This is a genomic window from Clostridium sp. SM-530-WT-3G (genome assembly GCF_012843905.1).
Lineage (GTDB): Bacteria > Bacillota > Clostridia > Clostridiales > Clostridiaceae > Clostridium.
The window spans coordinates 19,530-33,110 of record NZ_JABAGC010000023.1 but is presented as its reverse complement, the minus strand read 5'-3'; the positions used below and the strand labels follow the sequence as shown (position 1 = coordinate 33,110).

General features: G+C 28.2%; 16 protein-coding genes and 1 pseudogene. 10 read left to right on the top strand and 7 right to left on the bottom strand.

The genetic code is table 11. The annotated features are described in order from the left end of the window. Positions 1–13: 13 nt before the first annotated feature. The 5 genes from HF850_RS09525 to HF850_RS09505 form a co-directional block, all read right to left on the bottom strand. Complete coding sequence (locus HF850_RS09525) at positions 14–232, bottom strand: DUF2922 domain-containing protein (RefSeq protein WP_169105203.1); 219 nt, start codon at positions 230–232, stop codon at positions 14–16. A 49-nt stretch (positions 233–281) separates the two neighbouring features. Beyond that, positions 282–512 (bottom strand): DUF1659 domain-containing protein, encoded by a 231-nt coding sequence (locus tag HF850_RS09520; protein ID WP_169105202.1) that lies wholly within the window; start codon positions 510–512, stop codon positions 282–284. Between the two features lie 94 nt (positions 513–606). After that, positions 607–825 (bottom strand): YvrJ family protein, encoded by a 219-nt coding sequence (locus HF850_RS09515; RefSeq protein ID WP_169105201.1) that lies wholly within the window; start codon positions 823–825, stop codon positions 607–609. Positions 826–909: 84 nt separating this feature from the next. Continuing rightward, positions 910–1,500 (bottom strand): sigma-70 family RNA polymerase sigma factor, encoded by a 591-nt coding sequence (locus HF850_RS09510; protein WP_169105200.1) that lies wholly within the window; start codon positions 1,498–1,500, stop codon positions 910–912. A gap of 463 nt (positions 1,501–1,963) precedes the next feature. After that, positions 1,964–2,881, bottom strand: coding sequence for an IS1 family transposase (locus HF850_RS09505; protein WP_169105199.1), 918 nt, complete (start codon positions 2,879–2,881; stop codon positions 1,964–1,966). 384 nt (positions 2,882–3,265) lie between these two features. Here HF850_RS09505 and nudC point away from each other — a divergent pair, with 384 nt between their 5' ends. Beyond that, the gene (gene nudC, locus HF850_RS09500) at positions 3,266–4,114 is read left to right on the top strand and encodes an NAD(+) diphosphatase (protein WP_169105198.1); all 849 of its coding nucleotides are present in this window, start codon (positions 3,266–3,268) and stop codon (positions 4,112–4,114) included. Positions 4,115–4,384: 270 nt separating this feature from the next. Here nudC and HF850_RS09495 read toward each other — a convergent pair whose 3' ends face one another. Together HF850_RS09495 and HF850_RS09490 are read right to left on the bottom strand one after the other, a co-directional pair. Then, entirely contained in the window at positions 4,385–5,791 is a 1,407-nt protein-coding gene (locus HF850_RS09495) for an MATE family efflux transporter (RefSeq protein WP_169105197.1), read from the bottom strand. 55 nt (positions 5,792–5,846) lie between these two features. Beyond that, entirely contained in the window at positions 5,847–6,182 is a 336-nt protein-coding gene (locus HF850_RS09490) for a multicopper oxidase domain-containing protein (RefSeq protein WP_169105196.1), read from the bottom strand. Between the two features lie 547 nt (positions 6,183–6,729). Here HF850_RS09490 and HF850_RS09485 point away from each other — a divergent pair. The 9 genes and pseudogenes from HF850_RS09485 (at position 6,730) to HF850_RS09440 (ending at position 13,573) form a co-directional block, all read left to right on the top strand. Then, a complete protein-coding gene (locus HF850_RS09485; protein ID WP_169105195.1) occupies positions 6,730–7,161 on the top strand; it encodes a ribonuclease Z in 432 nt (143 codons plus the stop codon). Then, positions 7,139–8,209: a DNA/RNA non-specific endonuclease gene (locus HF850_RS09480; RefSeq protein ID WP_169105194.1), complete on the top strand. Its 1,071-nt coding sequence runs from the start codon at positions 7,139–7,141 to the stop codon at positions 8,207–8,209. Before HF850_RS09485 ends, HF850_RS09480 begins: the two co-directional genes overlap by 23 nt. A gap of 476 nt (positions 8,210–8,685) precedes the next feature. Continuing rightward, positions 8,686–9,147: pseudogene (locus HF850_RS09475) on the top strand (circularly permuted type 2 ATP-grasp protein); the annotation flags it as partial. A 35-nt stretch (positions 9,148–9,182) separates the two neighbouring features. Next, positions 9,183–9,320 (top strand): alpha-E domain-containing protein, encoded by a 138-nt coding sequence (locus HF850_RS09470; protein WP_243159453.1) that lies wholly within the window; start codon positions 9,183–9,185, stop codon positions 9,318–9,320. 38 nt (positions 9,321–9,358) lie between these two features. Next, positions 9,359–9,922, top strand: a complete 564-nt coding sequence (locus HF850_RS09465; RefSeq protein ID WP_169105193.1) for a transglutaminase family protein — start codon at positions 9,359–9,361, stop codon at positions 9,920–9,922. Between the two features lie 232 nt (positions 9,923–10,154). Then, positions 10,155–10,754, top strand: coding sequence for a succinylglutamate desuccinylase/aspartoacylase family protein (locus HF850_RS09460; RefSeq protein ID WP_243159452.1), 600 nt, complete (start codon positions 10,155–10,157; stop codon positions 10,752–10,754). Positions 10,755–11,251: 497 nt separating this feature from the next. After that, entirely contained in the window at positions 11,252–11,770 is a 519-nt protein-coding gene (locus HF850_RS09450; RefSeq protein ID WP_169105192.1) for a flavodoxin, read from the top strand. A gap of 87 nt (positions 11,771–11,857) precedes the next feature. Next, positions 11,858–12,205: a type I restriction endonuclease gene (locus HF850_RS09445; RefSeq protein WP_169105221.1), complete on the top strand. Its 348-nt coding sequence runs from the start codon at positions 11,858–11,860 to the stop codon at positions 12,203–12,205. Between the two features lie 243 nt (positions 12,206–12,448). Beyond that, positions 12,449–13,573, top strand: coding sequence for a hypothetical protein (locus tag HF850_RS09440; RefSeq protein ID WP_169105191.1), 1,125 nt, complete (start codon positions 12,449–12,451; stop codon positions 13,571–13,573). Positions 13,574–13,581 lie beyond the last annotated feature (8 nt).

Below are 13,581 nucleotides of genomic sequence, written 5' to 3'. Positions count from 1 at the left end.
TGCCTAATTTTTATTATGCTAAATCATATTTTGTGATTTTTCTTTCAGTAATATTAGCACCAGATTTTCCTATGAATGTTCCAGACTTACTTTCAAAGATGTTCTTTTCTATGATAGTATCCATAAGTGCTGAAATCTGATCCTTTGTTAAATCAGGTTTAACACCGTTTATTGACATAGTAGATTTTGCATTAGTTGAAGTTGTAAAAGTCATAGTTAATATATATTCCATGAATCATGTCCTCCTTTAGAAATTAAATAAGATTTGAAAAAGCTTATGATTAAGCTTCTTCAGTGGCAAGCAATGAGGTTTCACTTAAGTAGCAGCCATTAGTCTCTTTATCAAGAACCTCACAAATAGCATTACCTACTTCTAATATATCAGCAGGATCAGCATCTGCTCTAACACCTGAGAAAGACTTACTTGAGAATTTTACATTCCCTTTAGAATCAACACCATTTTCAACTTTAATAGATAAACTTATGCTTGTAGGCAATTTTAATACAGCCATATGAGCACCTCCTTAATTTGTTTTCAATTAAGATATATTGAGATTTTAAAAAATATACACCATCATAGTAATTAATATTATCTAATTTATAACTTTAAGCAGGTTTTTCACAGTCTGAATTAATACCAGTTTCATCAGAATTAATATCTTGTGATATAGGAACTCCTAGCTTGGCTGAAATTATGGTATTAAGTTTATTAATTGCTCCTGAAAGATTATTAAGCTGTTTTTCCAAGCGTATTAAAAGATATGCGCTTACAGCAACAGGAAAACTATTGTTCACAACCATATTAATGAATTCATTCACTTCCATAATAAACACCTCCTTATAAGAGATATATGGACTTGGTTAATATATTTCAGTTTTTACTAAGACAAAGAATTAAAAAATATAAAATTATATATAAAGCTTGGACTGGTTGTAATTATCAATATGTGTATGAAGCTTATCAAGAGTATGTCTTTTAAATTTAGTTGCATAAGAATATGAAATGTTATTAGAAATGGCATAATCCTTGAGTTTCTTCTTTTTAAAGAAAACATGATTAATTAAAGTTTGTTCTTTCTTGTTAAGCTGTTTAATTGCATATTCCAAAGGCTTAAAATCATACTTTTTACATAACAAATCCTCTGTAGTCATATCATCTGAAACAATACTATTTACAAATTCATCAGTAAGTATTTGAGAACTCTGTCCATGAATTGTACTGAATTTAATGCTGCGGGTAACAAGATAATAAATACTGTTCTTTATTCCATTAGTAGCATAAGCAACAAATCTATGCCTTGATGTATCATATATATCAACACATCTAAAAAGTATCCTATAACATTCATTCATAATATCCTGTTTATCGTATCCATCTATAAAAGTCTTTTTTGATAAATTTATAATGAATGGCTTAAATTGAAGTGCAAGTTCTTCTTTAGAAGCTGAATCACCATCTTTAGATTTCTTTACTAAAGTTTCAATATAAGAAAAATCCATTTTTACCTCCATAATTAGTAAATTTAGCGTACAAAAACTCTTCTAAATTAATTATATGGAGATAATAAAAGAATTGCAGTGGATTTATGTATTTTTAAAAATATAAATTGCTTATAATTTCCAAAGGAAATAAGAAAACAAATATCATTGTGCAGTTATAGAAAGTATACAATAAGTGAAATTATTCTCTAGTAGATAATTATGGAGTTGAAAACTATAAAATAGATAAATATAGGTTTTCAAAATACTAAACTTAAGTAATACCATAGTTTTTGATTTATAGAGTAGGGGTTATATGTATGTTGTAAAATAGTATTATTTTCTGTTTTAAAAAAGTGTTGTTATTTATTTGAGAAAATAAGTTAGATATAAAATAGTAGACAACCCCATTAATGGTCAATATAATAATCTGACAATACAATAACTATAGTAATAAATATAGCAATGCATAGATATATTCATACTACAAAATAAGCTCTGAATCTTTTATATCGCTTGTTTTTATAAATCCAAAGTATTTCACTAGGGAGTAGGACATATCTATAGATTTAAAGCAATAATCTAGGTTATACAATAAAAAATAAGGTAGATATTTTTCTAAATATTTAGTAGCTATCCCATGAAAGCCAGAAAACCAACCACTTAAAGTTATTTTAATAAATTTAATTTTTTCATCAATAACTTTAGATTTTATTTGCTTTCTCTTTATAATAATATTGTTATCTTCTTTACTTATTTCCTTATAAAAACGCTCTTTTCCATTTAATATTATTGATGTTTTTGGTTCTAATTTACCAACTATTTTTTTATTAAATTGAATTAAATTTAAACGAAATCTACTTAATGGCTTTATTAACATTGAATCTTTAGAGTCCCTAGCAGCAACTGCTATGATGTAGTTTTGTTGTTGATAAGGATCTAATTTAAAGTTGATTACAGAATTAGGCGTTTTTTCTTGAAAGTATACTGTATTTGCAGAGGCATTTCCAACAAATTTCTCTGGATTAACTCCATAAATATGAGCTGATTTTAAAATATTTAGTATTTTATGTCTCCAATAAAAAGAGGTTGCTATATTAAGTGTTAATTCTTGTGAGCATTCTTTTAAGGTTTTTCTTTGTAAGAATAATTCTATGTATTTAAGCCAAATAGTAGGGTCTTTTTTTGAATAATACCATAAAGAGTTGGTTGTACTTGAAAAAGTTCTTTTACATTCTCTACACATGTATCTTTGAATTCCCTTATATTTACCATGTTTTATGAAGTGAGTACTATTGCAATGAGGACAGCATTTAAATTTCTTGTCTTTGTATAAATCAGCTTTTAGTACTTGGGGAATAAGTTTTTCTAAGTTTTTAAAATTAATATCGTTATTTATCAATTGATTCACCTCATTGGAATCATTGACACAAAATAAATATAATATACAAACAACATTTTTTTAAAATAGAAGCTTAAATAATTATTTTATATATAGGAGTAGAGACAACTAAAAAATTCAAAAGTGAAAAATTTAAGAAATTCCAAAGTATTTGAGTATAAAAATATTGAAAGCTACAGCCTAAAAGAAGAGAGGCTTTTAACGGTAAAACCATCTTTTATTAAGAGCAATAAAGTTTATAAGAATTATTATTGGTAAATTTGTTCATATAATATATAAATTTTATTCAATATAATTTAATTAAATAGTATATTCAAAGTATTTGATATGTATTAATATATACGTATGGTAAGTATATTAATAAAAATTTGGAGGTACATATACATGATTCAAGATATTTTCCCACATAAATTTGATAATACATATAAAAATTATAAACCTGAGGATGACAGCTATATTTTTATATTTGATAAAGACAAGGTATATTTAGAAGAAATTAATGGAGAAGTTCAAGTTCCTGTATATAATACTTTGAAAAAGATTGATGAGATTATAGATGAGAATTTAACCTACATATTTACTATAGATAATAAAAAATTCTTCTTATTAGACAATGCTAGTTTATTGCAAAAAGATAATTTGTCAGCTAAAAATGTTAGTGTATTTAGAGAATTAAAGGAAGATTGGGTAAGGTTTGCTGTAGCTACAGCTTTACATTTATATAGGTGGTATAGTTCAAATAGATATTGTGGTACATGTGGTAAGCCTAATAAGAAGGATGAAATTGAAAGAGCATTAACTTGTTCTTGCTGTAATACTAAGGTATATCCTACAATAGCTCCAGTAATGATGGTTGGTATTATTAATAAGGATAAAATTCTTCTTACTAGATATGCAAATGATCGTAATAAAAGGTTCACTTTAGTTGCTGGATATGCTGAAATTGGTGAAAGCTTCGAAGAAACTGTAAAGCGTGAAGTTATGGAGGAAGTAGGCTTAAAAGTAAAAAATATAAGATATTATAAAAGTCAGCCATGGGCATACTCAGGAACAATGATGACTGGATTTTTTGCTGATTTAGATGGAACTGATGAGGTTACGTTAGATACAAATGAATTGGGAGAAGCAAAGTGGTTTAGATATGATGAAATGCCTATTGTAGATGAACCAATTATATCATTAAGTCAGGATATGATGTTAGAGTTTTATAATAAAAAAGGCAAGGTCTTATAAAATATAATGAAGATGGAAGCGTAAAATATAAAGAAAAGTGGAAAAATGGAGGTATAATCTAATTGCTAGAGTTCTTTAGCTATTCTTATAGTTAAAGAATATTGTATAAAAAATAAATGATTAAAACACTTATTGAAAATAAAAAATGTACCTATCGCTGTTGTTAGGTACATTTTTTTGTTAATTTAAAATTTAGTTTTCAGTTTAGATAATTTCTTTGGGCTCAACAGCATTTTAGATTTTATATTTTAATTAGATTAAGTTCAGTCCTTAATTATCTCGTGTTAAGGTACGTACCCATCTATAGCGATTACATGTAATAAAGTTAGGAATACATTTCAACAATTGATCTGCTTTTAGGAAACAAAATGTTATAGCTGGTGAAAAGTCGAAAACAAAAGCACTTAAAAATGCAGCTGGTATAGTAAAAAGCCACATAAACAAGTTATCAACCCATGCAGTATATTTTGTAGAACCACCTCCAGCAATGATTCCACCTGCTACTGGATATTGATAGCAGCTGCCAACTATTGTAATACTAAGAATAGTTAAAAATTGTCTAGCCATAGTTTTTGTCTCATCTGATACAGAATATATATTTATAACCATATCTTTGGATAGAAAAAGCAAACAGCCAGAAATAATACCTATTAATAAAAATATCCACTGCATAGTTTTAGAATAAGATTTTACTTTATCTAACTGATTTTCACCAATAGTTTTTCCTATAACTACAGAGGAGGCATTAGCGCTGGCCATACCTATTACAGCAAAAATTTGAAAAATAACAACAGCAATACTGTTAGCAGCAATTGCAGTGGCACTTATATGACCTAATATAGCACTTTGAGCACCTTGAGCTACACCCCATAACATTCCACTGATAACAATAGGAGTAGCAACGGTGATATAATCCTTTAAATAAGTAAAATCTAATTTTAATAATTCTGTTAATTTCATTTTAAGTTTTTTATCTACTATAAGAATATACACTAATATGATAATTAATTCTATTATTCTACTAACTAATGTAGCAATAGCAGCACCTACAATACCTAATTCAGGTGCACCAAAGTTTCCATATATAAATATGTAATTTAAACACATATTAATACAGATTGTGCTTATAGACATAACTGTTCCAATGAATACAGTTTCTACACTTTGCAAAGAGTACATAAGCGAATTTGAAATAGAAAATATTAAATATGTCCAGCAAATTACTTTTAAATATCTTACACCTTCAGCAATAACTAATTTGTCATTAGTAAAGAGGCTTAAAACTGAATTAGGTATAAGAATAGAAATTAACAAAAATATAATTCCCACAATAAAAGCAAACTTAATTCCTAATGAAATAATCTTTTTAATTGGAGTTATATTTCTTTTTCCCCAATATTGAGATGCAAGAACTACGATTCCAAGGCCAATACCAGCAGCAATCTGTTGAAGAGTAAATTGAATCTGATTAACAAGAGTAGCACCAGAAAGTGCAAGTTCAGAATAGCGCCCAAGCATAATATTATCAACCATATTTACTGTGAGTGCGGCTAGCTGTTGTAAACATATAATTAATAACAACGGGAAAAATGTACGATAAAAGCTTTTGTCATGTGTAAAAATACCTAGAAATTTTTTATCATTATCCATAGGTAAAGTTATACTATTGTTTTTCATTTAAATATTCTCCTTAGTAATTTGTTATGAGTTTATTATAGATTATCTTATAATATTATTTGGTTTGTTTGCAATATAAAATTTGATTATAGTACCATATTTTCAAAAAAATTAATTTTCCAGGTTCAGCATTTACAGTGTCCTTAAATCCTCTCTCATATTCCCTAGGTGGTTCAGGTTCACCAGTATAAACTATTTCACCAGTTCTTAAATATTCGTTTACATCAAAAGGAGTTCTGCTGAGAACTTTAAATTGGATGAGATGAACATGAATAGGGTGATCAATATTTGGTGCTGCGAAAAGGTTAATTAAATTCCATACTTCTATTGTATCAAGTTCAGGTTTTTCTGTAACAGGATCAGACCACATTTTATTAGTAAGAAGTGGCATAGGTCTTCCAAAATGATCAGTAGAAGGTGTTAATGGGAGAAATCTTTCAACTTTTGCATCAGCTTCATTTAAATAAGGTCATACTTTTCCGTTTACTACAATTGTATTAGCTTGGAATGGGAAAGTAATTGAAGGTAAAATGAACTTAATAAAATTTTTATACTCATGATGGAGCTGTTAAGAGAATAAATAATACTGTATTAATATGTATGATTTAAAGGCTTTAACATCTGTTTTAAAAAAATGTTGTTATGAGAACTATAGAAGAATTTTTATGTATGTGAATAATAAAATATTATAAAAAAGTTAAAGCATTAGCCATAGTTATACGAAATATATAAAACAACATTTATTTAAAACAGCGTTATAAGCAACTTTTTATATATATGAATCAGGTACATATTATAGAGCTAAAATGTTAAACTCCAGTTATGTCAAGGTTTTGAGGAATGTACAAATATTACAAGTAAAATTTCTAAAGAGAGAGTAATATTTAGTATAGATAATCTGATATAATTAATTAGTAATTTTGAGGAGGAGAGTAAATATGATTGCTATAGTTTGTCTTGATAATAATAATGGAATGATGTTTAACAACAGAAGGCAAAGTCAGGATCGTAATTTAAGAAAACACATATTAAACTTAACAAAGGATTCTACATTATATATGAATGCATATTCTTATGAGCAATTTTCTGAGGAAACTGATATTGATAATATTGTTGTAGATGAAGATTTTTTAAATAAAGCTTCAGAGAAAGATTATTGCTTTGTGGAGAATGTTTCTCTGTCTTCTTATATTGGCAATATAGAGAAGCTTGTTTTATATAAATGGAATCGAAATTATCCATCAGATTTCAAATTTGATATAAATGTTGATGATGGATGGAAGCTAGATTGTACAAGTGAATTTGAAGGTTTTTCACATGACATTATAACGGAGGAGATTTACACAAATGATAAAATCACAATTGTATAAAAAATTAAAATTATTAATTCCAGCCCTGTGCTTAGTTTCTTTAGTAGGATGTAGCCAGCCACAAAGTAATACAGGTAATAGTACAAAACCTCAGGTTGAAACTACAAAGGGAGTTAGTAGTACTGAGAAGCTTGATTTAGCGAGTATACCTGCTTTTTCAGATAAAGCATATGTTACAATAAATAACAACGAACCATATTTTACAGATAGCGATTACACTACTAAATCTTTTGAAAAATATAGTGACCTTGATAGTTTAGGAAGATGTGGTGTCGCTTATGCTAATATAGGAAAAGATTTAATGCCTACTGAAAAAAGAGGAGATATTTCATCTGTTAAACCATCTGGATGGCATTCTGTTAAGTATGATAATGTAGATGGGAAATCACTTTATAATAGATGCCATCTTATTGGTTACCAGCTTACAGCAGAAAATGCTAATGAAAAAAATTTAATAACAGGAACTCGTTATATGAATGTTGATGGAATGCTGCCTTTTGAAAATATGGTAGCTGACTATATAAAAGAAACAGGTAACCATGTATTATATAGAGTTACTCCTGTATTTGAAGGGGATAATTTAGTGGCGTCTGGTGTTCAGATGGAAGCAAAATCAGTTGAAGATAAAGGAAAAGGAATTTGCTTCAATGTATATGCATACAATAATCAGCCAGGTATAACTATAAATTATGCTAATGGAGATAGTCATTTAACAGCAACTGGACAAAGTGGAACTTCTAATTCTAGCAGTAGTAGTAATAGCAGCAAAAACAATAATTCTACTAATAACAACAACTCTGGCAACAGCAAGAATAATAGTTCTAGCAGCAATAAGAATACATCATCAAATGATAAACAAACATCTGCTAGTTCAAATCAATCTAGTAATAAACAAACTTATGTTTTAAACACAGATACACATAAATTTCATAAACCATCTTGTGCTGATGCTAAAAGAATGAGTTCAGAAAACAGGGAAGATTACACTGGTTCTAGAGATCAATTAATATCAGACGGTTATGTGCCTTGTAAAAAGTGCAACCCTTAGCTAGATTAAAGAGCAGTACAAGTATCGTTTTTGATTTAAATAATTATAAGTACAAATTTATATACATATTAAGAGAATTCTTAAGAAAGCTCGTGATAAGTGGTAGATGCAATGAATATTTATCCATAACGTGGTACGTGTAATAGAAATTTATTAGTAAATGTGACCACAAGAAACATAATTTAAATATAAGAGAGGGCTTAATAAGGTTCTTGATTATAGGATAAGTCTATTAAAATAGGTACACTAATGAAAAAAGTAAATATATTTTTATTTCAATACTAATTTTGTAAAAAAATTACAATTTATTATTGCAAAAAATTTACAAATAATGTATTATTAATTTATAGATAACAATGATATTTAAAAAGCAATATCTAAGGCTATTAAATTAAAATTTAATTATTACTATAGAAGCAAAGGCGTTTCATACTAATGTGTGAGGCGCCTTTTCGTATATAAAAGGAGATGAGAAAATGAAAAACTATGAGAATTTATTAAATAACAATGCTACTATTAATGAATTATTAGCACGTTATGGAGTTAAGTTTGGTATTTACAAGAATGGAATCTTTAAAGAGCAGCTTTTCCCTTTTGATCCAATTCCACGTATCATACCATCAGAAGAGTTTGATTATCTTGAAAAAGGTTTAAAGCAGAGAGTTGTGGCTCTAAATTTATTTATTAAAGATATATATGGTAAAAAGCAGATTGTAAAGGACGGAGTTGTTCCAGAAGATTTCATATTTGCTTCAAGTGGATATCTAGCTGAATGTGAAGGAGTGTCTCCAATAAAAGATATATATTCACATATTTCAGGAATTGACCTTGTAAAGGGGAAGGATGGTAAGTGGTTTATATTAGAGGATAACTTGAGAGTTCCATCAGGAGCATCTTATCCTATGATAGCTAGAGATCTTTGTAGAAAAAGTTCTCCTGTTAATTCATCTCAAGGAGGAGGTTTCAAGGACACATGGGTATTATCTCGATAGAACAATCAGACAGATTATATTGGTTAGGCAGGTACACAGAACGTGTTTATACTACACTTAGAATTTTTTCAAAGAGCTTTGACATAGCAAAGATGGATTTGGTAATTCAAAGCTTATAGGGTCATGTAGTGAATTACATAATTCTTATACATTAAATGTGTCTGGAAATATGGAAATTGTTCAGACACTTTATGAGGATTTTGCTTATGATAATAACATTGCGTTATTTAAATATCCATATGGTAAGACTGTTCCAGGAAAGGAACTTAGTAAATATTATGAAATACTAAAGGAAGAAGAACTTTCTGGTGAACAATCTGATTATAATAAGGCAGTTAAAATAATGCAGAGATTATATAAAGACTATACACAAGCTGGCATTACAGATGTGTGGACGAGTGCAGAAGAGGCATTTAAATTAGGCAAAGGTGTTTGTCAAGATTATGTTCATATTTTTATTGCTTTGTGCAGGCTTAGTAAAATTCCATCAAGATATGTAACAGGTTTTATGATTGGTGAAGGTGAAAGTCATGCGTGGGCAGAAATACTATTTGGTGATAAGTGGATAGGAGTTGATCCAACTAATAATTTGTTAATAGATGATAATTATATTAAATTGTGTCATGGCAGAGATGCTACAGATTGTAGAATTAATCTAGGAATTATTATAGGTGGAGGAGAGCAAGTAACGGATATTAAAGCTAATGTCACAAAAATATAGTGGGTAATCTTTTTACAAATATAAATTTTTAAATTATATATTTAAAGCGTAGAGTTGTATTGACTTTACGCTATTATTCAATATGGGGAGATTTTAATATGATAAAAGAAGTAACATCAGTAGAACTACCAGTAGATGAAGTCCTTCGAATAAAAAAGAGGCGTATTCTTCTGCTATTAATCCCTTAGGTATTGATTCTATTACAAGAGGAATTCCAGCTTTTGACTTAGATATGAACCGCCTTTTTCCAGGAAATATTGATGGAAATATGACTGAATATCTAGCTGCTGGAATTATGCAGGATTTAAAAGATTCAGATGTAGTCATTGATATACATGCAAGTAATATTTATCTAACTGAAATTCCACAGATAAGGATTAATGAACTTCATGAAGATTTCTTAGTACCACTTGCAGAAAAAACAAATGTTGATTTTATATGGGTACATGGAGCAAGTACAGTTCTTGAGTCTACATTGGCATATGCACTTAATTCTATAGGTACTCCTGTACTTGTTGTTGAAATGGGAGTGGGAATGCGTATTACAAAGAGTTATGGTGATCAGCTTGTAGATGGAATATTTAATCTTATGAGAGAAATTGGAATATGGTCAGGTGAAACAAAAGTTCCAAGAAAGCCTATTATTTCTAGAAATGAAGATGATGTGAGCTTTTTAAATGCAAAAAAGAGTGGTGTATTTATTCCAAGTGTTAAACATTGGGAGAAGCTTAAAAAGGGGCAGGTTATAGGTAAGATTGTCAATCCTCTCGAGCAAGAAGTACTAGATGAAATAACTTCACCAATTGACGGTATCTCTATTAGGATAGTGTAAAGTTGTTTACACTACGCTTTTTAATTTTTCTTTATATTTCAAGGGTTCCGACCATTTTTTTGTATAAAAAAACAATGACCCCCTTAATTTCATGTTATAATTGAGTTCCTCAAAACAAAAATAACTACGAAAGGTTGTCATTGTCATGGATTCAATTATAACTTATTTACTACTATATAATCAATATCTAATTAAACTTGTTGGTGAATTACTTCTATTCATTGCGAAATATATACCACTCAAACAAATGTTATTTGATGATTCAAATAGCCCAAAATATCAAAAATTTAAAGTAGACAGACTACCTAAAATCTTAAAAATTAAATTAAATATAGCATTTTTTAATTGGATATTAAAACAATAGCATAGTAAAATATTAATGTAAAGGTAAGAGAAAAAACCTTATAATTAATTAAATATAATCAGATATATAAAAGATGTTAATGATGGCTTTATACAAAGAAGATTACAATATATTTAAAAGGGAAATAACAAATATGGCTAATAATTTAATTATTTATTACTCAAGAAAAGGTGAAAATTACTGGAATGGAAGTATTAAAAACCTTGAAAAAGGAAATACAGAAATAGCTGCTGAATTTATTCAAGATGCAATAGGTGGAGATTTATTTGAAATAGAAACAGAAAAGACTTATGCTGCAGATTATTATGAATGTATTGAAGAGGCAAAAGATGAATTAAGAGCAAAAGAAAGACCAGAGCTTACAAATTATTTAGATAACATTGATGAATATGACAATGTTTTTGTATGTGGACCATGCTGGTGGGGTACTTTTCCTATGGCAATGTTTACTCAGCTTGAAAAACTTGATTGGACAGAAAAAAAAGTCATGGCACTTATGACTCATGAGGGAAGTGGCCTTGGAAACTGTGAAAGAGATTTAAAGAAAATATGTACAGGTGCAACTTTGGGAGAAGGATTAGCTGTACATGGAGCAGACACATTATCATCAGAAAGTAAAATAACAGCTTGGGCTAAAAGAGTTGTTAAGTAATTTAATATGTAAAGAAATGATTTAATATAAAAAGAGATTTGCACTTAAGTATATGCAGGTCCTTTTTTAGTCAGAATACCGTAGGATATTAATTTAAATAAAAGTGATTTAGAAAAGTATAGAGAAAATATATTTAAGGTAACAAGGCAGCTTAAATACAGTACTAAGAATAACAATACTTTAGATGTAGTTCTTAGTATAAATGGTTTTCCTGTTGTAGTTATGAAGCTTAAGAATCCATTTACAAATCAGAATGTATATAATGCAATGAAGCAGTTTAAGGAAGACAGAGATCCAAAGGAAAAGATGTTAGGTAAGAAGATTGAAGATAATCCTGAGTTTGATAAAGGTGAAGCTAAGAGAGCAATAAATAAGTTTGTCAGCATTTTTATAGGGAGGATGTTAGCATCCTCCCGTTTTTTGATTTATAGATAAAAATGTGAATAGTATTATTTAATAAATATTTCAAAAACAAATATTTAATTATATGTAAAATGTTGAAATATAAAATAATTAGTTATAAAATGAAAATGTGCTAGAAAAAATGTAATAAAATGTATATAAAGGTTATCAAATTCATGAAGGAATTTAATATATTTGTGTGAATATATAACTTGTTATACGTTATTAATTAACTTTACGTTTTTATGCATGAAGTTTTTTTATTGTGGAGGTTTTATGAAACAATTAGTTGATTTATTTAATGATGCAATGGATTTAGCCTGTTTAGGTATATTTGAAAGAAAGCAGTATCTCGAAAGAGATGAGGAGTTTTATAGTAAATTATTAAAAAAATCCTTAGATAAATTTGCTTTATTAAACTTTATGTATACCTTAGCTAAAGATAATAACGACAATATATTTCCTACACACGAAACAGAATTATTTAGAATGTTAAGTAATGATATTAGCGAAGTAATCGATAACATGCCTGAAGAAATAAAAAAGTCATTACAGAATACAGATTGGTATTATGAAGATTCTTTAATACATATTGGGAGAAATAATAGTTTTTATTGTACTGAAAATTTATTAGATTCTATAAATAATTCGAGAAAATTTAGTGGCGTAAAAGACTCTAAGAATAAAGAATTAGAACTTGCTAGCAATTATTTTATAGAAAAATTATTTGAAAAAAATCAAGATGAATATTGTGAGATAAGAGATTTTTTTGAGCATAAGAAGCATTGTTATATTACTAATACTATATATAGGAAGAATGATTATATTAAAGAGTTTAAAAGGAAGTATGAGGATATATTTGAGGCTGCTTATGAAAAGTTTAGTTATAGGCCAGATAAAATTAAGCTATGCAGGCATTGCGGATTGGTTTTAAGAGAATTAGCTGATGGTACATTATATTGTGTTTCTGACAGATGTGCTAAAAAAACAAAAGGATTTGCTGAATATGATGAAGTCGACATAAATGATGAAATAGTAGTTTTAAGAGAAAATATAGCAAGATATATTTATTATCCAGGTCTACTAGAACAGAAAATCAAAAAAATTCTTGGTGAAAATAGTATTAAGCCAATAATGTGGCCTAAAAAGGATACATGGGATTTTGAATTTGATTTTAATGGGGTTAAGTGGGCTATTGATGCAAAGGATGTTAAGAATCCAATGTATATTATTAATGATATAGCAAACAAGGAAAAGATAAAGGATGAATATGATAAAGTGATTTATGTAGTACCATCGGATAAAAGAAAAGAATATCTAAGGGTAATTAATGATTCTATTAAGAACAAGCAGAAATTTCAATGCATTACTTTAGCTGAATTTAGAAGGCTATTTTTATAAAGGTAGGT